The sequence below is a fragment of the Salsipaludibacter albus genome, assembly GCF_019798055.1.
In the GTDB taxonomy this organism is placed as follows: domain Bacteria; phylum Actinomycetota; class Nitriliruptoria; order Nitriliruptorales; family Nitriliruptoraceae; genus Salsipaludibacter; species Salsipaludibacter albus.
Window position 1 is genome coordinate 74,502 of record NZ_JAHOPH010000015.1, and the last position, 22,650, is coordinate 97,151.

17 protein-coding genes are annotated in these 22,650 nt (G+C 71.3%); 5 read left to right on the top strand and 12 right to left on the bottom strand.

All coding sequences use genetic code 11. The features are described from left to right. Window positions 1-55 precede the first annotated feature (55 nt). The 3 genes from KR546_RS10970 to KR546_RS10980 all read right to left on the bottom strand — a co-directional run bounded on the left by KR546_RS10970 (window position 56) and on the right by KR546_RS10980 (window position 5,993). Entirely contained in the window at window positions 56-3,037 is a 2,982-nt protein-coding gene (locus KR546_RS10970) for a bifunctional [glutamine synthetase] adenylyltransferase/[glutamine synthetase]-adenylyl-L-tyrosine phosphorylase (protein ID WP_238444754.1), read from the bottom strand. Window positions 3,038-3,091: 54 nt separating this feature from the next. After that, complete coding sequence (locus tag KR546_RS10975) at window positions 3,092-4,417, bottom strand: glutamine synthetase family protein (protein WP_238444755.1); 1,326 nt, start codon at window positions 4,415-4,417, stop codon at window positions 3,092-3,094. Between the two features lie 196 nt (window positions 4,418-4,613). Then, window positions 4,614-5,993 carry an ammonium transporter gene (locus KR546_RS10980; protein WP_238444756.1) on the bottom strand — a complete coding sequence of 460 codons (1,380 nt, stop codon included), beginning with the start codon at window positions 5,991-5,993 and terminating at the stop codon, window positions 4,614-4,616. Between the two features lie 250 nt (window positions 5,994-6,243). On the opposite strand from KR546_RS10980, the gene KR546_RS10985 reads away from it, so the two are divergent. After that, window positions 6,244-7,998, top strand: coding sequence for an NAD+ synthase (locus KR546_RS10985; RefSeq protein ID WP_238444757.1), 1,755 nt, complete (start codon window positions 6,244-6,246; stop codon window positions 7,996-7,998). A gap of 11 nt (window positions 7,999-8,009) precedes the next feature. Here the strand turns inward: KR546_RS10985 and KR546_RS10990 are convergent, their stop codons facing one another. The 4 genes from KR546_RS10990 to KR546_RS11005 all read right to left on the bottom strand — a co-directional run bounded on the left by KR546_RS10990 (window position 8,010) and on the right by KR546_RS11005 (window position 10,488). Next, window positions 8,010-8,255 carry a hypothetical protein gene (locus KR546_RS10990; protein WP_238444758.1) on the bottom strand — a complete coding sequence of 82 codons (246 nt, stop codon included), beginning with the start codon at window positions 8,253-8,255 and terminating at the stop codon, window positions 8,010-8,012. Between the two features lie 68 nt (window positions 8,256-8,323). After that, window positions 8,324-9,067 (bottom strand): NADPH-dependent F420 reductase, encoded by a 744-nt coding sequence (gene npdG, locus KR546_RS10995; protein ID WP_238444759.1) that lies wholly within the window; start codon window positions 9,065-9,067, stop codon window positions 8,324-8,326. A gap of 30 nt (window positions 9,068-9,097) precedes the next feature. Further along, window positions 9,098-9,760: a ferritin-like fold-containing protein gene (locus tag KR546_RS11000; protein WP_238444760.1), complete on the bottom strand. Its 663-nt coding sequence runs from the start codon at window positions 9,758-9,760 to the stop codon at window positions 9,098-9,100. After that, on the bottom strand, window positions 9,760-10,488 hold the full coding sequence (locus KR546_RS11005; protein WP_238444761.1) for an IclR family transcriptional regulator: 729 nt from the start codon (window positions 10,486-10,488) through the stop codon (window positions 9,760-9,762). The genes KR546_RS11000 and KR546_RS11005 overlap by 1 nt, the downstream gene beginning before the upstream one ends. A 315-nt stretch (window positions 10,489-10,803) precedes the next feature. Between KR546_RS11005 and KR546_RS11010 the strand changes: the two genes are divergently transcribed. Then, a complete protein-coding gene (locus KR546_RS11010; protein ID WP_238444762.1) occupies window positions 10,804-11,448 on the top strand; it encodes a ClpP family protease in 645 nt (214 codons plus the stop codon). A gap of 67 nt (window positions 11,449-11,515) precedes the next feature. Here KR546_RS11010 and KR546_RS11015 read toward each other — a convergent pair whose 3' ends face one another. The 3 genes from KR546_RS11015 to KR546_RS11025 all read right to left on the bottom strand — a co-directional run bounded on the left by KR546_RS11015 (window position 11,516) and on the right by KR546_RS11025 (window position 16,388). After that, on the bottom strand, window positions 11,516-12,640 hold the full coding sequence (locus KR546_RS11015) for an NYN domain-containing protein (protein ID WP_238444763.1): 1,125 nt from the start codon (window positions 12,638-12,640) through the stop codon (window positions 11,516-11,518). A 111-nt stretch (window positions 12,641-12,751) separates the two neighbouring features. Beyond that, window positions 12,752-13,801, bottom strand: coding sequence for a phosphotransferase family protein (locus KR546_RS11020; RefSeq protein ID WP_238444764.1), 1,050 nt, complete (start codon window positions 13,799-13,801; stop codon window positions 12,752-12,754). Window positions 13,802-13,853: 52 nt separating this feature from the next. Further along, a complete protein-coding gene (locus tag KR546_RS11025) occupies window positions 13,854-16,388 on the bottom strand; it encodes an efflux RND transporter permease subunit (RefSeq protein ID WP_238444765.1) in 2,535 nt (844 codons plus the stop codon). A gap of 124 nt (window positions 16,389-16,512) precedes the next feature. Between KR546_RS11025 and KR546_RS11030 the strand changes: the two genes are divergently transcribed. Beyond that, window positions 16,513-16,962, top strand: coding sequence for a MarR family winged helix-turn-helix transcriptional regulator (locus KR546_RS11030; RefSeq protein WP_238444766.1), 450 nt, complete (start codon window positions 16,513-16,515; stop codon window positions 16,960-16,962). Between the two features lie 7 nt (window positions 16,963-16,969). Here KR546_RS11030 and KR546_RS11035 read toward each other — a convergent pair whose 3' ends face one another. Continuing rightward, entirely contained in the window at window positions 16,970-18,016 is a 1,047-nt protein-coding gene (locus KR546_RS11035) for a 2-oxoacid:ferredoxin oxidoreductase subunit beta (protein WP_238444767.1), read from the bottom strand. Continuing rightward, window positions 18,013-19,989: a 2-oxoacid:acceptor oxidoreductase subunit alpha gene (locus KR546_RS11040; RefSeq protein ID WP_238444768.1), complete on the bottom strand. Its 1,977-nt coding sequence runs from the start codon at window positions 19,987-19,989 to the stop codon at window positions 18,013-18,015. Before KR546_RS11040 ends, KR546_RS11035 begins: the two co-directional genes overlap by 4 nt. A 323-nt stretch (window positions 19,990-20,312) precedes the next feature. On the opposite strand from KR546_RS11040, the gene KR546_RS19730 reads away from it, so the two are divergent. Both KR546_RS19730 and KR546_RS11050 read left to right on the top strand, forming a co-directional pair. After that, window positions 20,313-21,602, top strand: a complete 1,290-nt coding sequence (locus KR546_RS19730) for a transglycosylase family protein (protein ID WP_238444769.1) — start codon at window positions 20,313-20,315, stop codon at window positions 21,600-21,602. A gap of 128 nt (window positions 21,603-21,730) precedes the next feature. Beyond that, window positions 21,731-22,650: coiled-coil domain-containing protein (locus tag KR546_RS11050; RefSeq protein WP_238444770.1), on the top strand; the 920-nt coding region annotated here is incomplete at its 3' end.

A 22,650-nucleotide genomic window follows, 5' to 3' on the forward strand; every position in this document is an offset into this window, starting at 1 on the left:
ACCGCGAGGGTGCCGCCCGCAACCGACGCACGCGAACCGGCGGCGCGTGATCCGTTCATTCGGCGCCGTAGAAGAGCCGCTCGACGACCTGGCGGGCGTGGCGCATCGAGCGCAGGATGGCGTCGTCGAGTTCCTGGCGCCGGTTGCTGGTGTAGCCCAGGCTGGTCGCGATCTCGGCCAGGGTGGAGGGGTTGGCCGGCAGCACGTCGACGTTGCGCACCCCCATGAGGTAGAGCCGGTTGCGGACCCGCGACAGCAGGACGTAGGCCTCGCGCAGCCAGTCGGCGTCCGCGTGGTCGATGACCCCGACGTCCTGGAGGGAGTCCAGTCCGCCCATGGTCGCGGCGGTGCGCAGTGCCGGGTGTCCCCCGACGTGGCAGCGTTGCAGGTACTGCACGGTCCACTCGACGTCGACCAGGCCACCCGGACCCAGCTTGATGTGGCGCATCGGGTCGTCCCGCCTGCGGATCCGCTCCTTCTCCATGCGGGCCTTCATCGTCCGCATGGCCACGCGGTCCGAGGTCGCGAAGTCGTCCGGCCAGGCCCACGTCGCCGCGGCAGCCCGGAAGCGGTGCCCGAGGTCGTCGTCGCCCGCGACCAACCGGGTCCGCATCAACGCCTGGAACTCCCACGGCTCGGCCCAGCGCTCCCAGTACGCCCGGTAGGACGGCAGGGACCGCGACAGCGGCCCCTGGCGACCCTCGGGTCGCAGGTCGGCGTCGACCTCGAAGGCGGTGCCCTCGGCCGTGACGGCCCCGAGCGAGGTCATCAACCGCTCGGCGACCGCCAGCGCGGTCCTCCGGGCGGCGGACTCGTCGTCCCCCGTGGACTCGTGCACGAACACGACGTCGAGGTCGGACGGGTAGTGCAGCTCGCCGCCCGCCAGTCGACCCATCGCCACGACGGCCATGCGCACGTCGAGGTCGTCGACCACCACGCCACGCTCGGCGGCCTCGGCGTCCAGCGCGGCCTCCAGGCCCACACGCAGGAAGCCGTCCGCGATGGCGGTGAGCTCGCGGGACACCACCGTCACCGGCGGATGGGTGAGCAGGTCCCGCGCCACCGTCTGCAGGAGCACGCGACGCTTGAGCCGTCGCAGTGCCGACGAGGAGTCCTGCCACGCCCGTCGCCCGCGGGCCTGCTCCGCCACCTGGTCCGCGTCGACCTCCGATCCGACGAGCTCGTCGGGGTCCAGGTCCAGCACGGCACGCGGGTTGGCCGTGAGCAGGTCGGCGGCCACCGGCGAGGTGCCCAGCACGACTGCCAGCCCGGTCAGGGTCGGGGGGTGGTCCCGGAGCCGGCTGACGACGGTGTTCCCACGGTCGGCCTCGACCACGTCACGGAACCGCTTGAGCCCGTCGTCGGGGCGGGGCGTGTCGGCCAACTCGTGCAGAAAGGCCGGCAGGACGGCCCGCAGGACGGCTGCCTGCCGGTTGACCCCGGTCGTCAGGGCGGCGATGTCGCGCTGCACGCCAGCGCTGTCGCGGAACCCCAGGGCCTCGAACCGGGCCCGGGCCGCCGCCTCGCCCAGGGTGGTCGAGCGGCTCAGGTGGGCGTCGCTGGCCGACACCGCGGCATGCGCCTCGAGCAGGGGCCGGTAGAACAGCTTGGCGTGCAGGGCCCGGACCTGGGCCTGGGACGCCCGCAGGTCACGCAGGAAGCTGGCCGACGCCGAGCGAGGTCCGTCGGCGCGGTAGTCCAGCGCTCGGGCGAGGACCTCCAGCGACTCGTCGTCGGTGGGCAGCGTGTGGGTGCGTCGTTCGCGCGCGAGCTGCAACCGGTGCTCGACCCGGCGCAGCAGGCGGTAGGAGGCGGCGAAGCCCCGCGCGTCGTCGGTCGCGACGTAACCGCCCTCGGCCAGGGCGTCCAGCGCCGGCAGCGTGCCGGTCCGACGCAGGGATGGATCGGCCCGCCCGTGCACCAGCTGGAGCAGTTGGACCGCGAACTCGATGTCGCGCAGCCCGCCGGGGCCGAGCTTGACCTGGCGCTCACCGTCCCGCCGGACCTCGGGCTTGTTCTCCACCCGGCCCTTCATCCGGCGGATCTCCCCGACGACCGCCGGGTCGAGGTGCTCGGGGAACACGAACGGCACGGCCAGGTCGAGCAGCCGCTGGGCCAGGTCGATGTCCCCGGCGACGGGCCGGGCCTTGAGCAGCGCCTGGAACTCCCAGGTGCGTGCCCACCGCTCCCAGTACGCCGTGAACCCGCCCGGGGTCCGCGACAGGGCACCGGCACGTCCCTCGGGACGCAGGGTCGGGTCCACCTCGTAGGCACGCCCCATCGTCGTCGAGGCGTTGAGGATCGCCAGCAGGTCCTCGAGGACCTCGTGGGCCTCGGCGGCCGCGGCATGGTCGTCGCCGTCCGCCGCGACCGGCTCGTGCACGAACACCACGTCGACGTCCGAGACGTAGTTCAGCTCGCGCCCCCCGAGCTTGCCCATGCCGATGACGGCGATGCGGGCCGCCTTCGGCCCGTCGACGGCGTCGTGGACCGCGTCCAGGGTCCCGCTCAGGACGCCCTCGGCCAGCGCGGACAGCTCCACCCCGACCTCGTCGACGGTGGCGACCCCGGTCAGGTCACGCGCCGCGATGTCGGCCGTGCGACGCCGACGGACGGCCGCGACGGCCGCCGCCCGGTCCTCGGTGCGCCCCGCGAGTGCGGCCCGGACCTCGTCGGCCACCGCCGTGGCATCGACCGGGTCGAGGTCGGCGAGGGCCTCGAGCGGCTCGGGGTGGCGGGCGAGCAGGTCGCCCAGTGGGCGCGACGCCCCGGCGACCGCGGCCACGCGCCCCAGCCAGGACGACTCGGCCCGCACCTGCGCGAAGGCCTCCGGCTGGGCGGTGGCGAGGTCGGACAGCGTGCGCAGGGCCTGGGTCGGGTCGGCCACCCGCGCGACCGCGTCCACGAGGTCGGCGACGGCGGCGAGGTCGGAGGCGTCGGGGTCGAGCAGTCCGGCATCGACGAGCTCACGCCGTGCACGCTCCGGCTGCAACCCGGCCCGCGCGAGCGAGCTGTGTCGTCGACCGCTGGTGGCCACGTGGGATCCTCGTCGTCCGGCGTCCGGGTGCCACCCGGTCGGGCCGGACGCCGACTACAGGATCGACAGGTACCGGTCCAGCTCGAACTTGGTGACGTGGGAAGCGTAGGACCGCCAGTCCCGTCGCTTGTTGGCGAGGAAGAACTGGAACAGCCGCTCCCCCAGCACGTCGGCCACGAGCTCGGAGGTCTCCATGATGGCCAGCGCCTCGCCCAGGTCCTCCGGCAGGCTCTCGATCCCGGCCGCCATCCGCTCGCTGTGGGTCAGCTCGTAGATGTTGTCCTCGGTCTGGGCCGGCAGGTCGTAGCCCTTCTCGATCCCCTCCAGGCCGGCCGCCAGCAGCACCGAGAAGGTGAGGTAGGGGTTGCAGGCCGGGTCGGGCGCGCGGTACTCGATCCGCGCGGCCGTCCCCTTGCGAGGCTTGGACTGCGGGATGCGCACCAGTGCGGAGCGGTTGGCCTGGCCCCACGACACGTGGACGGGGGCCTCGTAGCCCGGGGTCAGCCGCTTGTAGGAGTTGACCCACTGGTTGGTGACGGCGGTGAACTCGCGAGCGTGGCGCAGCACGCCGGCGGTGAAGGCCCGGGCCGTCGGCGACATCTTGAGCTCGTCACCCGGGTCGAAGAAGGCATTGTCCTCGCCGTCGAACAGCGACAGGTGCAGGTGCATCGCCGAGCCCCACTCGTTCTGCAGGGGCTTGGGCATGAAGGTTGCGTAGATCCCCCGTTGGATCGCCACCTCCTTGACGATCAGCCGGAACGTCATGATGTTGTCGGCCATGGTCAGCGCGTCGGCGTAGCGCAGGTCGATCTCGTGCTGGCTCGGGCCGACCTCGTGGTGGGAGTACTCGACCGAGATGCCCATCTTCTCGAGCAGGTCGATCGTCTGGCGTCGGAAGTCCTGCTGGATGTCCAGCGGGGTCATGTCGAAGTACGACCCGTTGTCCAGTGGTGTGGTCGAGTTGGGACCCTCGAAGAGGTAGAACTCCATCTCGGGGTGGACGTAGAAGGTGAAGCCGAGCTCCGAGGCCCGCTGGAGCTGGCGCTTGAGCACCTGTCGGGGGTCGGCCGCGAAGGCCTCGCCGTCGGGCGTGAGCACGTCGCAGAACATCCGGGCGACGCCCTTGGACTCCGGTCGCCACGGCAGCACCTGGAAGGTCGAGGCGTCCGGGGAGGCGATCATGTCGGCTTCCTGCACGCGAGCGAAGCCCTCGATCGCCGAGCCGTCGAAGCCGATGCCCTCCTCGAAGGCGTTCTCGAGCTCGGCCGCCGTGATCGCCACCGACTTCAGGAACCCGAGGACGTCGGTGAACCACAGCCGGATGAACCGGATGTCACGTTCCTCGACCGTCCTGAGGACGTACTCCTGCTGCTTGTCCACACCGTGTCCTTGCGGGTCGGGCCGTTGTCCCAGCCTCGACAGCGTAGGAGACGGGCGACGTCGCCACGACACGCCGGCGGCCGAGGTCTGCGTGGCGGTCGGCGTGTCCATGGCGGTCCTCCTGCACGAGGTCATGGCCCGAAACAAGGTGTCGGGCACCCCCGGTACGGGAGTGCCCGACCCTCGTGGGAGGCGTTCAGGCGTTCAGCACCGAAGGATCCGACGCGCCGACCGATGCCGCGTCGGCTTCCTCCTTGCGATCGGCCAGCATCCGCGCGACGACGGGAATGTCGTCGGCGTAGCCCTCCACACCGTGCTCGTGCCAGTCCAGGCCTTCCAGCTCGATCTGGCTGGAGACGCGGAGGCCGAAGATCTTGTCGACGACGAAGAACAGGGCCGCGGTGACGATCCCCACGAAGCCGATGATGGCCACGACCCCGATCGCCTGGGTGCCCAGGGAGAAGCCGGCCTCGCGTCCGGCGGCGTAGAAGCCCACCGCGAGCGTGCCGATGATCCCGCAGGTCCCGTGGACCGAGATGGCGCCGACCGGGTCGTCGACCCGGACCCGCTCGAAGAACAGGGTCGACGCGACCACGACGACACCACAGATGGCACCGACGACGAAGGCGCCGACGCTGCCGGCCAGGTCCGGACCGGCGGTGATGCCGACGAGGCCCGCGAGCACGCCGTTGCCCGCCATGATCGGGTCGGGCTTGCCGCTGGTGATCCACACGGTCGCGAAGGCCAGGACGCCACCGGTGGCACCGGCGAGCACGGTCGTGAACAGGACGTGGCCGATGACCGCACCCTGGCCGTTGGCGGCCAGCGTCGAGCCACCGTTGAAGCCGAACCAGCCGAGCCACAGCACGAAGACACCGATCAGGCCCAGCGGCACGGAGTGCCCCGGGATCGGGTTCTTGGAACCGTCGGCGTTGTAGCGACCGATGCGCGGGCCGAGCATCGCGGCACCGACGAGGGCGGCCACGCCACCGGTCAGGTGCACGATGGACGAGCCGGCGAAGTCGTAGTAGCCCATCTCGGACAGCCAGCCGCCACCCCACTGCCAGTGCGACACGATGGGGTAGATGAAGCCGGTGATCGCCAGCGAGATCACCAGGTAGCCGACGAAGTTCATGCGCTCGGCGACGGCACCGGACACGATGGTCGCGGCAGTCGCGGCGAAGACGAGCTGGAAGATGAACTGGACACCGTCGCCGCCCAGCACGGAGGACTCTGCGCCGGGCTCGAAGAAGAATCCACTGGTGCCGAGCAGGCCACCCGACGTCGCGCCGTAGGCCAGCGCACCGCCGATCGCCCAGTAGGCCACCCCGCCGATCGCCATGTCGGCGAGGTTCTTGGCGCCGATGTTGGCCGAGTTCTTGGCGCGGGTGAAGCCGGTCTCGACCAGGGCGAAGCCGGCCTGCATGAAGAAGACCAGCGCGGCGGCGAGCCCGACCCAGACGACGTCGAGGTCGTAGGCCAGGGATTCGATGGTGGTGTCTTGGGCCATTGCCGGCCCCCCGAGTGCGAGCAGCAGCAGGACTCCCCCTGCCACCCCCAGGATCTTGCGCTTCATGAATGCTCCTTGGATCACGGTCGGTAGTGGTCGGACACGGCCCGGGCGTCCTTGCCCACTGCCGCTGCGAGTCGCATGGTGGTGGGAGGCCGTTTCGGCTTCGTCCCCTCGATGTTTCGATCATGTTGCGTTTCGCCCGAGCGGGCACCGTGCCGGGCACCGAGCGTTGGGCTGTCGTGATGCGGCGTCCCACGGCCTGCAGGCCTACCGTGACGGGTCCTTCCCCGGTCGTCCCTCGTCGAGGAGCACCATGACCCTGCGCATCGCCCTCGCCCAGCTGGCCACCCGGGTCGGCGACGTCGACCACAACCTCGCCCTGGTGCTGGACGCCTGGCACGATGCGGCCCGGGCCGGTGCGGACCTCGTCGTCTTCCCCGAGCTGGCCCTGCCCGGCTACCCGCCCGAGGACCTGCTGCTCAAGCCGGAGTTCCTCGAGGCGGTGGCGGCCGCCGAGCAGGACCTGGCACGCCGGGGACCCGCCGGCACGGTTGCCGTGGTCGGGACCGTCGGGCGGGTCGGCGTCGACGAGGAGATCGGCGATGGCGAGGCCGCCGACCCCGATGGCTGGGACGTCACCGTCTCGGCCAACCGGCTGCGCAACCGGGCCCTGGTCGTGGCGGACGGCCGCCAGGTCGCGACCTACGACAAGTGGCGGCTGCCCAACTACGGCGTGTTCGACGAGGCGCGCTACTTCGTGCCCGACGACGATGCGCTGGTGGTGACCGTGGCCGGCGTCCCCGTGGGCATCACCGTCTGCGAGGACATGTGGAGCGACCGTGGGCCGGTCGAGCAGGCCGTCGCCCGTGGCGCAACGGTGGTCCTGTCACTCAACGCCTCCCCGTGGCATCGCGACAAGCGCGCCGGACGCGAACGGTGGGTGACCCACCACGCCGCGACCCGCGACGTCCACTTCGCCTGGGTCAACTGCGTCGGCGGCCAGGACGACGTCGTGTTCGACGGGGACTCGATGGTCGCCGGCCCCGACGGCACGATCCTCGCCCGGGGTGCGGAATTCGCCCCCGAGCTGGTGGTCGTGGACCTGGACGCCCGGACCGACGAGGTGCCGTCGGTGGCGCTGGGCGGCCACGACCGGACCCGTCCCCCGCTGCCGGAGCCGGTGGACGCGCCCCGACTCGACCCGGTCGAGGCCGTCTGGCGTGCCCTGGTCCTGGCGACCGGCGACTACTGCCGTCGCAACGGGTTCACCGAGGTGATCGTCTCGCTGTCCGGGGGGATCGACTCGGCCGTGACGGCGGCCGTCGCGGCCGACGCGCTCGGGGGCGAGCACGTCGTCGGCCTCCTCCAGCCGTCGCCCTACTCGTCGGGCCATTCGGTCGACGACGCCCGGGCCCTGGCCGACCTGATGGGTCTGCGCACGCACCTGGTGGACATCGAGCCGGGCATGGAGGCGCTCGACACGATGCTGGCCGCGTCCCTCGCGGCCGAGGCGACCGGGGTCCGCGCCGGCGACGACCAGGTCAGCGTCACCGAGGAGAACATCCAGTCGCGCCTGCGCGGCGTCGTGACGATGGCACTGTCCAACGCCACCGGCGCGCTGGTGCTCACCACCGGCAACAAGTCCGAGTACGCCGTCGGCTACGCCACCCTCTACGGGGACATGGCGGGCGGGTTCGCACCGCTCAAGGACGTCCCCAAGACCCTGGTCTTCGAGCTGGCCAGCTGGCGCAACACGCTCGGCCCCGCCATCCCCGACAACACCATCACCAAGCCGCCGTCCGCCGAACTGCGTCCGGGCCAGCTCGACCAGGACTCATTGCCGCCCTACGAGGTGCTCGACGACATCATCGAGGGCTACGTCGAGCAGGACCTGGGCATCGCCGACATCGCGGCGCGTGGCCACGACGAACGGGTCGTGCGCGACGTCGTGCGGATGGTCGACCGGTCCGAGTACAAGCGCCGCCAGGCCGCCCCCGGACCCAAGGTCACCGCCCGAGCCTTCGGCAAGGAGAGGCGTGTCCCCATCACCCACGGCTGGCGGGGATAGGGCGACGGTGGCTACATGGAGGACGGGACCGAGTAGCGGTCGCGGAAGGTCTCGGTGTCCATCGTGTCGAGGTCGCCCGTCAGCTGCTCGAGGAACTCGGCGGCCTGGTCGGCGTCGGTGAAGGTCTGGGCCCAGATGATGGCACCGGTCGACGACAGGACGAGCTGCACGTCGTGCATGACGGCGCCCTCGTAGCCCCCGCGCTGCTGGGTGTGGACGCGGAAGTCGCGGCGGGCGGGCCGAAGCTCGTCGGACACGGTGGGACGTCCATTCGGGGAGGGTGGAGAGCGCCGACACGATACCGCCCGGACCCGGTCGGGTCGGGTCAGGCGCGTGGCTTGCGGCCGGCGCGGGTGTCGCCCTCGGCCCGATGGGCGTGCAGCGCCTCGGGATCACGCTCGATGCCGTCGATCAGCAGCCCGGCCTGGATCTTGTAGTACCGGTTGATCCACAGGATCACCGGGGTCACGTTCTCGATGTACTCGGAGTTGCGCAGCGGGCCGCAGTGGACCCCCCACATCCCCTCGATGCGTGAGGCCAGGTGGGCGACGCGATGGGTGGCCTCCGCGTCGTCGCCACAGATGAGCACGTGCGTGTCGATCGCCTCGTCGACGCGCAGGAGCCGCCTGCTGGAGACGTCGTGGAACGCCGACACGACCCGGGCGTCGGGCACCAGGTCCTGGCACTGCTCGGCGGCGGAGCCCTCGGGGACCGGGACCGCCCGGGGGCCCAGGTCGTCGAAGACCATCGGGTTGACCACGTTGCACACGATCTTGTCGCCGATCGCGTCGGCCAGCGGGGGCAGCGTGTCGGCCTGGGCGGTGTGGGGCAGAGCGACCACGACGATCTCGGCGGCGTCCGCGACGTCGGCATTGGTCCCGGGATGCAGGTCGTGGCCAGGACCGATCCGCTCGACCACGTCCGCGACGGCTGCGTCGGCCTTGTCCCGCGTGCGTGACCCGACGTGGACGGTGTGGCCCGCCATCGCCCAGCGGGCCGCGAGGCCACGCCCCTGGGGCCCGGTCCCCCCGATGATCCCGAGCACCTCGCGGACGTCCTCACTGGTCACGTCGGACTCCTCGGGGTCGGGTGGATGCGGCTAGGCCGGGTCGTCGAGGCCGAGCGCGGCCAGGCGCCGGTGGTGGCTGGCCATGACGTCGATCGCGAGGCGGCGCGTGCCCTCGTCGCCGCCGTCGTCCAGCAGGACCTCCAGCGCATCGGTGTCGAGCACGGCCCGCTGGTAGCCGGCCAACGCCCTGCCGACCAGCTCGGCCACCCGTGACCGGACCCGGTCGCGGTCGGCGTCGTCGTGGACCGACGCGGCCAGCTGGCCCAGGGCGAAGTCGGCGACGCCGTCGTCACCGGCTGCCAGCTCCAGCGCGAGCTCGCGGGTCGGGCTGGGCAGCCGGGGGGCGAGCCGGGCGGTGAAGTCCTGCGCGATCGGCCACGAGAAGGCCAGCACGATGCAGGCGTGCTCCCAGTCGTCCCCACCCCCGGCGAAGAAGTCGTCGAAGGCACCACGCTGGCGCTCGACGACGGCGGTGGGCAGGTCCGTGAGGGTGTCGAGGTGGGCACGCCACGCACGCCACAGGTCCCAGGACCGGCCGGTCAGCTCGGCGAGCTGCTCGGAGGTGGCGACGTCGGGTGCGGCGGGGACGCTGGCGGCGGCGGCCGACCAGGCCCGGAGCTGTCCGTAGGCGACGGCGCCGACGAGCTGCACCAGCGCGAGATCGGTCCGTGGGTCCGGCCCGGCGTCGGTCATCAGCTCGACTGTCGCCGGGGACGCCACCCCAGGCGCTCGGAGATCTCGCGGGCCGTCTGGAGGACCCGCAGCGCGACCGCCTCCGGCTCGGGCAGGCGTGCGGTCGGGGCGACGATGCCGACCGCGGCGACGGCCTGGCGACCGTGGTTGAACACCGGCGCGGCGACCCCGGACGCCCCGGCCTCGAGCTCGTCACGGGTGTAGGCGACCCCCCGCTGGCGAACGGCCTGCAGGTCCTTGTCGCCAGATCCCTCCGGCAGGAACGCCAGCAGTGCCCGGCCGTGCGCGGAGACCCCGAGCGGATGACGGAATCCGACGCGGTAGTTGACCGACACGACGCGCTCGGCGGGCTCCTCGACGTCGACGACCACGAGGTCGTCGCGGTCGCGCACGGCGAGGCAGGCGGTCTCGCCGGTCTCCTCGGCCAGCGTGCGGAGCACGGGGCCGGCCAGGCGGCGGACCTCCAGGCCCTGGGCGGCACGGACACCCAGTTCGAGGACGGCGAGTCCCAGCCGGTACTTGCGGGTCTGGGGGTCGCGGGTGACGTAGCCCTCCTCGGTGAAGGTCTCGAGGAGTCGGTAGAGCACGGCACGGTCGAGCCCGGTCGTGTCGGCCAGTCCAGAGACGGTGTCACCGTCCTCGGTCTCGCCCAGTGCCCCCAGCAGCGCGAGGCCACGGCCCAGCGTCCGTGAGCCGGTCGAACGACGGGATCCCCCGGATGTTGCCACGAACACTCCTTCGTCGGTCATCACCGCGCGAGCGATGCCAGCACCACCGGTCACGACCTTGCCCCGCCAGAGTATGACCGAGCGCACCCCGCACGGTCAAGCCGTGCCTGCGGACACCTCGCGATGGCACGACGTGATGTGGGCAGCCCATCCAACCACGTGCACGACCGGGCTGCAGCGGGGCTGGTGGGCGCAGGTGACCTGCGCCGTGGCGCCGCAGGGCCAACGGGCCGGATCCGGTCCCCTCGCTACGATTTGCCTCCCGCTGCACACCGATCGCAATCGAGGCCAGCCGTGCCAGACGTCGACCCTGTCGTGTCCACCATCCTCACGCCTCCCCACCTCGCCACGCGGGGGGACGACGAGGACGACGACCGACCCGACGAGCGCAATTTGCCGTTCACGCTGTCCGGGAAGGCCCAGGCGTTCAACAAGCTGTTCGACCGCCGGATCCTGTTCCTCAACGGGCCCCTCGAGCAGGAGACGTCGGACTCGCTGGTGGCCCAGCTGCTCGCGCTGGACTCCGAGAGCGACGAGGACATCACCCTCTACATCAACTCCCCCGGCGGTGTCATCACGGGGATGTTCGCGATCTACGACACCATGCACTTGCTGCGCTCGAAGGTGAACACCCGGTGCATCGGGCTGGCCGCCTCGGCTGGTGCGTTCCTGTTGGCGACGCCGTCGGGAAACCGCCAGGCGACCGCCAACGCGCGCATCATGATCCACCAGCCGCTGGGTGGTGCCCGCGGCAGCGCCAAGGACATCGAGATCCAGGCACGCAACATCCTGTGGATGCGCGAGCGCCTCAACGAGATGCTCGCCGAGGCCACCGGCAAGTCGGTCGAGCAGGTCGCCGAGGACACCGACCGCGACAACTGGATGACCGCGGCCGAGGCCATGGAGTACGGCCTGATCGACGAGATCGTCAGCAGCCACCAGGGTGCGGCCAGCTCGTAGCCATCGCAGCAGCACGCCCACACGAAACGCCCGCCCCGGGAACGGGGCGGGCGTTCGTCGTACGGGATCAGATCTTGTCGAGGACCTCGTCGGGGAGCTCGTCGTCGGGGACGTAGAGGTAGTACTCCTCGTCGTCCTCCTCCCAGTCCATCTCCACGACGTCCTTGGTGACGGCGGCCTTGCAGAACTGCAGGAAGCCGCCGTAGCCGAAGTCCTTCTCGGAGAAGTTCTCCTGGCGCTTGCGCAGCTGGTCCTTGAGCCCCGACAGCGGTGGGTCGCCGCCCAGCTCGGCCATCAGCTCGATCACGGTGGAGCGCAGCAGGTCGAAGGCCTCCTGCTCGGACGAGCCCTTGGCGCCCCCCGACTCCGGGAAGTCGACCTCCGGGTCACCGGGGGCGGACCCCTCCGTCAGCTTGACGGTGTCGTTGGACTCGAGGTGGCGCAGCAGCTCCTGGAAGCCACGGAAGCCGTAGTCGCCCTCGGCGAAGGTCGGGTCCTTGCGCAACAGGGCGCGCTTGAGGTTGGAGGCCTGCACGGCACCGGCCGCGGTGGACTGCATGCCCGACAGGGTGCGGGTGATGACCCGCTCGAGCTCGCGCAGGTCCTGCTTGCCGGACGACTTCTTCTTGCTCTCGCCTCCGGAGGACTTGCCCGAGGTCTTCTTCTTGGACTTCGAGCGCGACGACTTCTTGGACGACGACGAGCGCTGCGGCGCACCGTCGAGCCGGTCGTAGAAGATGAACTCGTCGCACGACGGCGGGAGCATGCCCGACGTCGAGCCCTTCATGCCGACCCCGATGACCCGCTTGTTGAGCTCGCGCAACTTGCTCACCAGCGGGGTGAAGTCGGAGTCACCGGAGACGATGACGAAGGTCGAGACGAAGTCCCGGGTCAGGGCGAGCTCCATGGCGTCGACCGCCATCTGGATGTCGGCCGCGTTCTTGCGGACCGAGTCGGAGCGTTGTGGGATCTCGATCAGCTCGATGTTGCCGTCGACGAGGCCACGGCGGTCTTCTCGGAAGAGGTTCCAGTCTGCATAGGCCCGCCGGGTGATGAGCCGGCCGCGTTCGGCCAGCGCCTCCAGCAGCGGGGAGACATCGAAGCGAAGTCCGATGTCGCGGGCGCCGATTGCCACGTTCTCGTGGTCGATGAACAGGGCAAGGCGTTCTTCGGTCTGGTCTTGTGTAGTCATGCCCTCCACGATAGCGCGGAGCCGCGCCCGGTCCCTGCGCCGGAAGGTGGCCATCCGGCGTCGATCGTCCACCTGGGGACGGAATTCCGGGTGCTCGGACTCCCCGTGGGGTCAGATGCCGGCCTGGTCGGCTCGCATGGCCGCCGCGTCGAGCAGGGCCTCCACCAGGTGCTCGAAGTGGGTGATGGTGTCCTGGTCGGGCGGGCCGTAGGCGCCAGCCTTGCTGCGGGCGAGCACGCCCTCGAGGATCACGGCGAGTTTCCAGCACCCGAACACCACGTAGGTGGGCAGGTCCGACAGGTCGAGGTCGGACCGCGTCGCGTAGCGGGCGACGACCTCGTCGACGTCGGGCATGCCGGGCACGGCCGCGGCCGCCGGGATCATCGGGAGCCCCTCGCCCGAACCGAAGGGGTCCCAGTAGACGACCAGCAGGCCGAGGTCGGCCAGGGGATCACCCAGGGTGCACAGCTCCCAGTCCAGCACGGCGGCGATCGACCCGTCGTCGTCCAGCAACACGTTGTCGAGCCGGTAGTCGCCATGGACGATCCGGTCGGCCTGCTGGGTCGGCACGGCGGCGACCAGCCGTTCGTGCAGGGCCGGGATGGCGGGCACCTCGCGCGACGCACCCCGGTCGTACTGGCCACGCCACCGGCGCAGTTGCCGGGCGAGGTAGTCCGCGCGTGGTCCGAGGTCGCCGAGCCCGACCCGGTCGGGGTCGACGTCGTGCAGCGCGACGAGCACGTCGACCAGCTCGTGGCCGGCCCGGCGGCGGGCCCGGTCGTCCAGGACGTCGGCGTCGGCCGGGTCGCGCACCACGTGGCCGTCCACGAAGTCCATCACGTAGAACGGCGCGTCCAGCACCCCCGGCTCGGGCTCGTGGCCCACCAGCGGCGGCACCGGCACCGGACTGCCGGCCAGCGCCGCCATCACCCGGTGCTCGCGACCGACGTCGTGGGCCGAGCGCAACACCGAGTTCAGGGGCGGTCGACGCAGGACCCATCGGCACCCGTCGCGGTCGGTGACCCGGTAGGTCAGGTTGGACCGGCCACCCGTGATCGTGGTGACGTCGAGGTCACCGTGGACCGCGACCCGGGTCGACAGCCATGCCGCGACGGCGTCGAGGTCGACGCCGTCGGGAACCGCGGACGAACCGGTGGACACGGTCGACTGCCTGTCGGCTGGGGGCCGCTGGGCCCGATCACCCTAGGCGGGGTCAGGCGGACACGCCCACGGTCGGCTCCCGCTCGGTGACCAGGCTCGAACCGACGCGGTCGTGGTGTCGCGCCCACACCGCGAGCATCGCCGGGAGCACGATGATGGACGACAGCAACGCCAGGCCGATGGTCAGGGCCAGCACGATGCCGAACTGCCGGAACGGCGAGATCGACGAGAACACCAGGACCCCGAACCCGGCCATCGTCGTGACGGCCGAGCCGACCAGCGCGCCGCCGGTGTTGCGCAGCGTGTCGACCATGGCCGACTCGAGGTCGGCATGGGCGTGGAGGTCGGCCAGGAACCGGTTCACGACGTGGATGCCGTAGGGCACGCCGATCCCGATCGCCAACGCCGAGACCATCGCGGTCATGACGTTGAACGGGATCCCGAACGCCGCCATCAGCCCGAACACCCAGGCCACGACGACGGCCACGGCCGCGATCGCGAGCACGCCCAGCATCGGGCGTCGCTCCCGCACCCAGAACGCCAGGGCGAGGATGGCCATCGACGCCACGAGGGTCAGCACCAGGCTGATCAACTGGCTGGACTGCAGTTCCGACAGCACGAGGTCCACCAGCAGGCCCTCCGAGGCCAGGGACACGTCGAGCCCGGCGGCCTCCAGGACCTCGGCGTCCTGCTCCAGGTCGACCCGAAGCCCGTCGACCGACTCGCCGGCCGAGGTCGGCACCGACACGAGGGCCGCGTCGTAGCCACCCTGGTCGTCGCTGGACAGCACCGAGCCGACCGACGGGTCCAGTGCTGCCAGGCCGTCGTAGAGCGCCACGACGTCGGTGTCGGGCGACACGCCCTGGTCGGTCCCCAGTCCACTGGACTGCAGTGCCGTGGCGAAGGTCAACGCCTGCTGCGGGTCGACCCCCTCCGGCAGGGCGTCGGCACCACCTCCGGCCATCGCGGACTCCATCATCTGCTGGGCCGCGAGCAGTCGGGTGGCCACCGAGTCCACGACCACGTCCTCGCGGACGTCCGGGTCGTCGGACAGTTCGGCGTCGAAGTCCACCAGCGCCTGCAGCGCCTCGGGCGTCGCGACGTCGCCGGTCACCAGCACCTGGGTGGTCTCGGTGATGTCGCCCTGGAACGCCTCCTGGGTCCGCTCGATCGAGGCCAGCGCCTCGGAGTCGGACGGGAAGAACTCGGTCTGGCTGAACTCGGTCGACAGCTGGGTGGCACCCAGCCCACCGATGACGACCAGCACGCCGGTGATCGCGAGCACGATCCACGGACGGTGCACGGCAGTCGGCGCCGCGCCGGCGGCGAGGCGACCCAGCAGGCCGGGCTCGGTCGAGTGGCTGCGCTCCGGCTTGAGCGTGCCCTTCGCGGCCCGGCGGCGGTCCGCGAGCAGCCGGACGGCGGGGACGAAGGTGACCATGATGATGAAGGCCGACAGGACGCCGACGGCCGCGAACACGCCGAAGTCCTGCAGCGGCGGCAGCGGGTTCGACAGGTTGGTGAGGAAGCCGACGATCGTCGTCACGGTGGCCAGTGCCAGCGCCACGCCCACGGCACCGATCGCGGACACGGCAGCGTCCGCCGGGTCCAGGCCACCGGCGCGGTCCTCCCGGTAGCGCATGGTCAGGTGGATGCCGTAGTCCACGCCCAGCCCCACCAGCAGGATCGGGATCGCCAGGGTCAGCTCGCTCTGGCCCCCGGTCAGGCCCAGCCCACCCGGGCCGAGCAGGGCGGCGATGCCCTGCATCCACACGATGGTGAAGCCCAGGCCCAGCAGCGACGCGATGACGTCGAGCGGACGCCGGTAGATGGCCACGAGGATCACGATGATCAGCAGGACCGCGAGCCCCAGGAGGCTGGAGAGCTGGCTGGTGATGGCGTCACTGACCTCCGACGACAGGGCGGCGATGTCGAACGGTGCGACCTCGAAGCCGTCCAGGTCCTGGGCGAGGTCGTTGATCGCGAGCTGTGCGGGGGCGTCGCCCGCCTGGTTCACGGCGTCGGGCTGCAACTGGACGATCACGACACCCGCGGTGGCCGACGTCTCGGTCGTGTCGCCACCGAGCGTGGCGGACAGCAGTCCGCGCTGTGCCTCGGGCAGCGCCTCGAGGGCCTGGACGTACAGCTGGTCGACCTGCTCGTCGGTCAGCGTCGCCGGATCGATCCCCTGCTGCTGCAGCGCGCCCAGCACCGGGTCGGCCCAGGTGATCACCGGGGACTGGCCCTCCGGGACCTCGGCGAGCGACTCGGCGATGGTGGGGTCGCCGGTGATCTGCTCACGGAGCTGCACCGCCGCGCCCACGCCGGCTGCCGACAGCATGTCGCCCCCCTCGGGGGCGTAGACGCTGATCTGCACGGCCTCGCCACCACCGGACGAGAACTCCTCGGCGATCTGGTCCTGGGTCGCGGAGATCTCGTTGTCGGGCAGGAAGTTCTGGAAGCCCTGGTCCTGCTCGCCCAGCGTGGAGGCGGCGCCGAACGCGACCGACAGCAGCACGATCGTGACGACGATGGCGACGGGGGCACGCCGAACGAGACGTTGGGCGAGGGAGATGATGGCTTGCACGGCAGGTCCCGGGATCGTGGGGGTTGAAGTAATTGCGCATCGAAACTATCATCACGTGCACACACCTGCCAACCCCGGCCGGTGCCCGCCCCTGATCCGTCCCGAATCCCCCACAGGATGCCACATGACCGACGCGGCCATCGACGCGTCCGCCACCACCCTGCAGCGGCTGGGGGGCGTGATCACGACGCTGCGCAGCCAGATGACCCACGGAGCCCGACGACTCGAGGAGGCCGTGGGCCTCCCGGCCGCCCAGGTCGCGGCACTGCGGGCGGTCGACGACGGCGCGGGCTCGGTCAACGGGGTGGCGGAACGGCTCCTGACCCATGCCTCCAGCGCGTCACGGACCATCGACGCACTCGTGCGCGCCCACCTGGTCGATCGCACCACCGACCCGGACGATCGTCGGTCGGTCGTCCTGGAGGTCACCGCCGCCGGTCACGAACGCCTGGCCGAGCTCGACCGTCATCGCGACCGGCTGCTGACCCGGGCGATGGAGGGACTCTCCCCGGAGGAACGCCTCGTCTTCGTGGACCTGCTGGAACGCTTCGTCGACGGCCTCTCGGAAACCTGACGTGACGTCAGGTCACGTGCCAGACGTTGCCGGAGGTGAGCAGGTCCTCGAGCCGGCCCCGGCCACGCTCGGCCACGGCCGCCTCGACCTGGTCGTTGAGCAGGTCGTCGTAGACCGGCTGCTCCACCGCACGGAAGATCCCCAGCGGCGTCGGGCCGGTCGGGTTGTGCGACAGGCGCGACAGCGCGAAGGCCGTGGTCGGCTCGGTCCGGGTCGGGTCGTGCACGACGATCCGGTCACCGGCCTCGGCGGTCGGCACGATCATCATGGAGCCGTCGTCGTCGGCCACGACGGCCTTCTCGCCCTCCGGACCGAACACGATCGGCTCGCCGATCCGCAGGGGAATCTGGTTGATGACCTTGGTCTCGCGGTCGGTGACCGCGTGGGCGAAGTCGTCGTTGAACACGACACAGTTCTGGTAGATCTCGACCAGCGCGGCACCACGATGGGCGTTGGCGGCAGTCAGGATCTCGGTGAGGTGGTTGCGGTCGGTGTCGATGGTGCGCGCCACGAACGTGGCCTCGGCCCCCAGTGCCAGCGACACCGGGTTGAGCGGCCGGTCGATCGAGCCCATCGGCGTGGACTTGTGCACGGCCCCGAGCGGCGACGTCGGTGAGTACTGGCCCTTGGTGAGACCGTAGATCTCGTTGTTGAACAGCAGGATCGTGATGTCGACGTTGCGCCGCAGGGCATGGATCAGGTGGTTGCCGCCGATCGACAGCGCGTCGCCGTCACCGGTGATGACCCACACGTCCAGTTCGGGGCGGGCCGAGGCCACGCCGGTGGCGATCGCCGGGGCGCGGCCGTGGATGGAGTGGATCCCGTAGGTGTCCATGTAGTACGGGAACCGGCTGGAACAGCCGATGCCCGACACGAACACGGTCTCGGAGGGGTCACGACCGAGGTCGGCGAGCAGCTTCTGCACCGTGGCGAGGATCGCGTAGTCCCCGCAGCCCGGGCACCAGCGCACCTCCTGGTCGGACGTGAAGTCCTTCTTGCTGAACTGCGGCAGCTCGTCGTGGGTCGCCTGGTCGACGGTGGTGTCGGTGCTCATGCCGGGACCTCCCGGGGCTGGTCGGTCGGGGTCGACTGGGTGTCTTCACGGTCGCCACCGGCAAGTGCCACGATCCGGTCGGCGACCTCCGCGGCCCGCAGGGGCTGGCCGGTGACGCGGTTGTGGCCGACGGCGTCGACCAGGTAGCGGGCACGCAACAGCATGCGCAACTGGCCCATGTTGTTCTCGGGGACCAGGACGTGCTCGTAGCGACCGAGGACGTCGCCGAGGTCGTGGGGCAGCGGGCTGAGGTGGCGCAGGTGCACCCGGGCGGCCCGGACCCCACGCTCTCGGGCCTGGTTGACCCCGCCGCGGATCGGGCCGTAGGTCGAGCCCCACCCGACGACCAGCACCGTGGCGTCCTCGTCGGGGTCGTCCACCTCGAGCGGCGGAAGGGTCGCCGCGATCGCCTCGACCTTGTCGTGGCGCAGGTCGGTCATCGCCTGGTGGTTGTCGGGGTCGTAGGAGATGTTGCCGGTGGTCGCGTCCTTCTCGAGCCCTCCGATCCGGTGCGCCAGCCCGGGCGTGCCGGGCAGGGCCCACGGCCGGGCGAGCGTCGAGGGGTCACGCAGCAGCGGTGCGAAGCCGTCCGGCGTGTTCGCCTCGGTGGTCAGGTCGGGGTCGATCGGCGGGAGGTCGTCGACGTCGGGCAGCAGCCACGGCTCGGAGGACGTCGCCAGGAACCCGTCGGACAGCAGCACCACCGGGGTGCGATGGGTCAGGGCGATCCGGGCCGCCTCGAACGCGGCGTAGAAGGCGTCCGAGGGGGACTGGACGGCCACGACCGGCAGCGGGGCCTCGCCGTTGCGCCCGAACATCGCCTGGAGGAGGTCGGACTGCTCGGTCTTGGTGGGCAGCCCGGTGGACGGCCCGCCCCGCTGGACGTTGATCAGCACCAGGGGGAGCTCGACGGCCAGGGCCAGGCCCAGGGCCTCGGACTTGAGCGCCACGCCGGGTCCCGACGTGCCGGTGACGGCCAGGTGACCGCCGAACGAGGCACCGATGGCCGCCCCGATCGCGGCGATCTCGTCCTCGGCCTGGAAGGTGCGCACCCCGAAGTGCTTGAGCCGTGACAGCTCGTGCAGGATGTCGGACGCCGGCGTGATCGGGTAGGAGCCGTAGAAGATGTCCAGCCCCGACTGCACGCTGGCCGCGACCAGCCCGTAGGCCAGCGCCTGGTTGCCGGTGATGTTGCGGTAGCGGCCGGCCGGCAGGGGCGCGGCCGGGACTTCGTAGGTGTAGACGAAGGCCTCGGTCGTCTCGCCGTAGGCGTGTCCTGCATGCAGCACGCGGACGTTGGCGTCGGCCACGGCCGGCTTCGTGGCGAACTTGACACCCAGCCACTCGACGGTCGGCTCGATGGGCCGGGAGAACATCCACGAGACCAGACCGAGCGCGAACATGTTCTTGCAGCGCTCGGCCTCCTTCTTGTTCAGGAGCCCTTCCTCGACGTCGTCGGCGAGGGCTCGCAGGGTGAGGTCGGTGATGGGGACCTCGTGGACGGCGAAGTCCTCGAGGTCGTCACCCTCCAGCGGGTTGGCCTCGTAGCCCGCCTTGGACAGGTTGCGCCGGGAGAAGGCATCGGTGTTGACGATCAGGGTCCCGCCGGGCTTGAGCGCGCCGAGGTGCTTGGCGAGCGCAGCGGGGTTCATCGCCACAAGGACGTCGGGGGCGTCCCCGGGCGTGTGGATGTCCTCGTCGGAGAAGTGGACCTGGAAGCTGGAGACCCCCGCGAGCGTCCCGGCCGGCGCACGGATCTCGGCGGGGAAGTCCGGCAGGGTGGCCAGGTCGTTGCCGACGGCGGCGGACTCGGAGGTGAACCGGTCCCCGGTCAGCTGCATGCCGTCGCCGGAGTCACCGGCGAAGCGGATGACCGCCCCGTGGAGCTTGACCACCGAGGTGGGCCGGGTCCCACCGGCGCCGTTGGTGCTGCCGGGCGCGTCGTGACGCGCGTCTGGGCCGGGTTCCTGCATCGAGGGGAACTCCTGTGTGTCCAGCGGGCTTTCGCGCGGTCACGGTACTGACGGCACCACCGAGTTGCAGTGATTCCGGGCCCCCCGCGCACGGGATCGGCGGCCTGCCCCTGCGGAACTCCATCCGTCGTCGGGCAACAGCACCCGACCAACATCGACCCCACTGGCAATCATCCTCCTCACGGGCCTACACAGGATGTCCGAAGGGACACTGGCCAGCCATCGAGGGACTCCATCCCCACCCTGTAGCGTCGTTCGACATGGCTGTGTCCACTCCCCCGTCCCCACGCCCGGCGTCTCCGTCGGCCTGCGCAGGCCCCCGCGTGCCGCGTCGTCCGATCACGCTGGTCGTCGTCGCGGCGATGGCGCTGGTCGTGATGCCATCCCTGGCAGGTGCGCAGACCCTCGAGGACGAGCTCGACCGTGCACAGGACGAGCTCGCCTCGACGCGGGGCGAGATCGACGCGACCACCGCGGCGCTGTCCGACGTCCGGGACCGCATCGTGCAGATCGACGACGACCTCGCGGACGCCCAGGACCACCTCGCCCTGATCGAGGCCGAGCTCGACACGCTCGAGGTCGAGACCGCCGGGCTGGCCGAGGACATGTTCGCCCTGCAGGACCAGGCCGAGGCGTCGCGCCACCGGATCACGTCACGGGCACGGACGCTCTACATGCATGGCCAGACCGCGCCGATGCTGGCCATGTTCGAGGCCACCACCGCCGACGCCGCGGCCGACAAGGCGGCCAACGTCGCACGGGTCGCCGACAACGACCGCGCCGAGGCCGAGGCGGCGGAGGCCGACGAGCAGGCGCTCGAGGTCGTGCTGGACGAGCTCGCCCGCAAGAAGGGACTGATGGGGGTCCGCAGCCAGGAGGCGGCCGACGTTCGTGACGCCATCGAGGCCGACCTCGACGAGGCCCGCCGCCTGCGCGACGGGCTCGCGGCCCGGACCGACGAGCTGTCGGGCGACGCCGGGTCGCTGCAGGGCGAGATCGCCACGATCGTCCAGCGGATCGAGGACCGCGAGTCGGAGCGTCTCCAGCGCGAGCTGGCCGAGCAGCAGCGCCGGGAGGAGGCGGCCGCGCGTGCCGCTGCCGAGGCGGCGGCCGAGGAGGAGGCAGCGGCCGAAGAGGCGGAGGCAGTGGCGGCCGCAGCAGCCGAGGTGACCGAGGCACCCGCCCCGGAACCCGAACCGGAGCCGGAACCCGAAACGGAGCCCGAACCCGAACCAGAACCCGAACCCGAGCCGGAACCCGAACCAGACCCGGATCCCGAGCCGGCCCCCAAGCCCAAGCCCAAGCCGAAGCCCGAGCCCGAGCCGGAACCCGAGCCCGAACCAGACCCGGTGGACACGGGTGGCATCCCGATGTCGACCTGGGACGCCCTCGCCGAGTGCGAGTCCAACGGGCAGTGGGACCTCAACATCGGGCTGTACGACGGCGGACTGCAGTTCCACCCCACGACGTGGAACAGGTGGAAGAAGTCCTCCTACCCGGCGTACGCGTGGCAGGCGAGCAAGGCGCAGCAGATCGAGGCCGCCTCACGACTCCAGGCGGACCAGGGCTGGGCGCCCTGGCCGTTCTGCACCCGGCATCTCGGGTTGCGGTAGGTGGACGTCGGCGGCTGCGGGCGACGAGGCACACGAGTGAACTCCTCCATCACGAGAGTTCAACCTTGTCCGAAAGGACACTGGCCGCAATTTGGCCACGTGCGCCACAACCGCTAGCGTCGTCGACCATGACCAAGACGTCCTCCTCCCCGTCGCCCGACGGCTCGCCGCCCGCTCGACGGGCCGAGTCACCTCGTCGTCGGCGTCCGTCCCACCACCGCTCGGCGCTCGCGCGACCCCTCGTCGCGACCTTCCTGGGCCTGGCGCTGCTCGTCACGCCCTCCCTGGCCGGCGCGCAGACGTTGGAGGACGAGCTCGACACGACCCGCTCCCGGCTCGAGTCGACCCGGGGCGAGATCGACGCGACCACCGCGGCGCTGAGCGAGGTCCGTGACCGGATCGTGGCCATCGACGAGCGCTTGGCGGACGCCGACCGACGGCTCGTGGAGCTCGAGGCCGAGTTGGCCGACCTCGAGACGGAGGCCGAGGTGCTCGTGGAGGAGATGCTCGAACTGCAGGAGCAGGTCGAGGTCGCCCGGGGCCGGATCACCTCACGCGCACGGCGCCTGTACATGCACGGTGGCACCGCGCCCGTCCTGGCGATCTTCGAGGCCACCACGACCGACATGGCGGTGGACAAGGCCAACACCGTCGCCCGCGTCGCCGAGACGGACCGGGCCGAGGCCGAGTCCGCCGAGGCGGCCCAGCGCGCGCTCGACCTGGTGGTCGACGAGCTCGCCCGCAAGCAGGGGCTGATGGGGGTCCGCAGCCAGGAGGCCGCCGAGGTCCGTGACGCGATCGAGGCGGACCTGGACGAGGCCCAGGGGCTCCGCGACGGGCTCGCCGATCGGGCCGACGACCTCACGGGCGACGCCAGTGCCCTCGAGGCCGAGATCGGGACGATCTCCCAGCGCATCGAGGAACGAGACGAACGCCGCCGTCAGCGCGAGCTGGAGGAGCAGCGTCGCCGCGAGGCCGAGGCCCAGCGCCAGGCCGAGCTGGCCGCGCAGCGCGAGGCCGAGGCGGAGGCGGCACGACAGGCCGCGGC

What these genes read in the sequence shown, in the direction of transcription:
- KR546_RS10980 (WP_238444756.1), bottom strand. Translation starts at nt 5,993, where the DNA reads ATGAAGCGCAAGATCCTGGGGGTGGCAGGGGGAGTCCTGCTGCTGCTC.
- KR546_RS11035 (WP_238444767.1), bottom strand. Translation starts at nt 18,016, where the DNA reads ATGAGCACCGACACCACCGTCGACCAGGCGACCCACGACGAGCTGCCG.
- KR546_RS10985 (WP_238444757.1), top strand. Translation starts at nt 6,244, where the DNA reads ATGACCCTGCGCATCGCCCTCGCCCAGCTGGCCACCCGGGTCGGCGAC.
- KR546_RS11000 (WP_238444760.1), bottom strand. Translation starts at nt 9,760, where the DNA reads ATGACCGACGCCGGGCCGGACCCACGGACCGATCTCGCGCTGGTGCAG.
- KR546_RS11030 (WP_238444766.1), top strand. Translation starts at nt 16,513, where the DNA reads ATGACCGACGCGGCCATCGACGCGTCCGCCACCACCCTGCAGCGGCTG.
- KR546_RS11040 (WP_238444768.1), bottom strand. Translation starts at nt 19,989, where the DNA reads ATGCAGGAACCCGGCCCAGACGCGCGTCACGACGCGCCCGGCAGCACC.
- KR546_RS11015 (WP_238444763.1), bottom strand. Translation starts at nt 12,640, where the DNA reads ATGACTACACAAGACCAGACCGAAGAACGCCTTGCCCTGTTCATCGAC.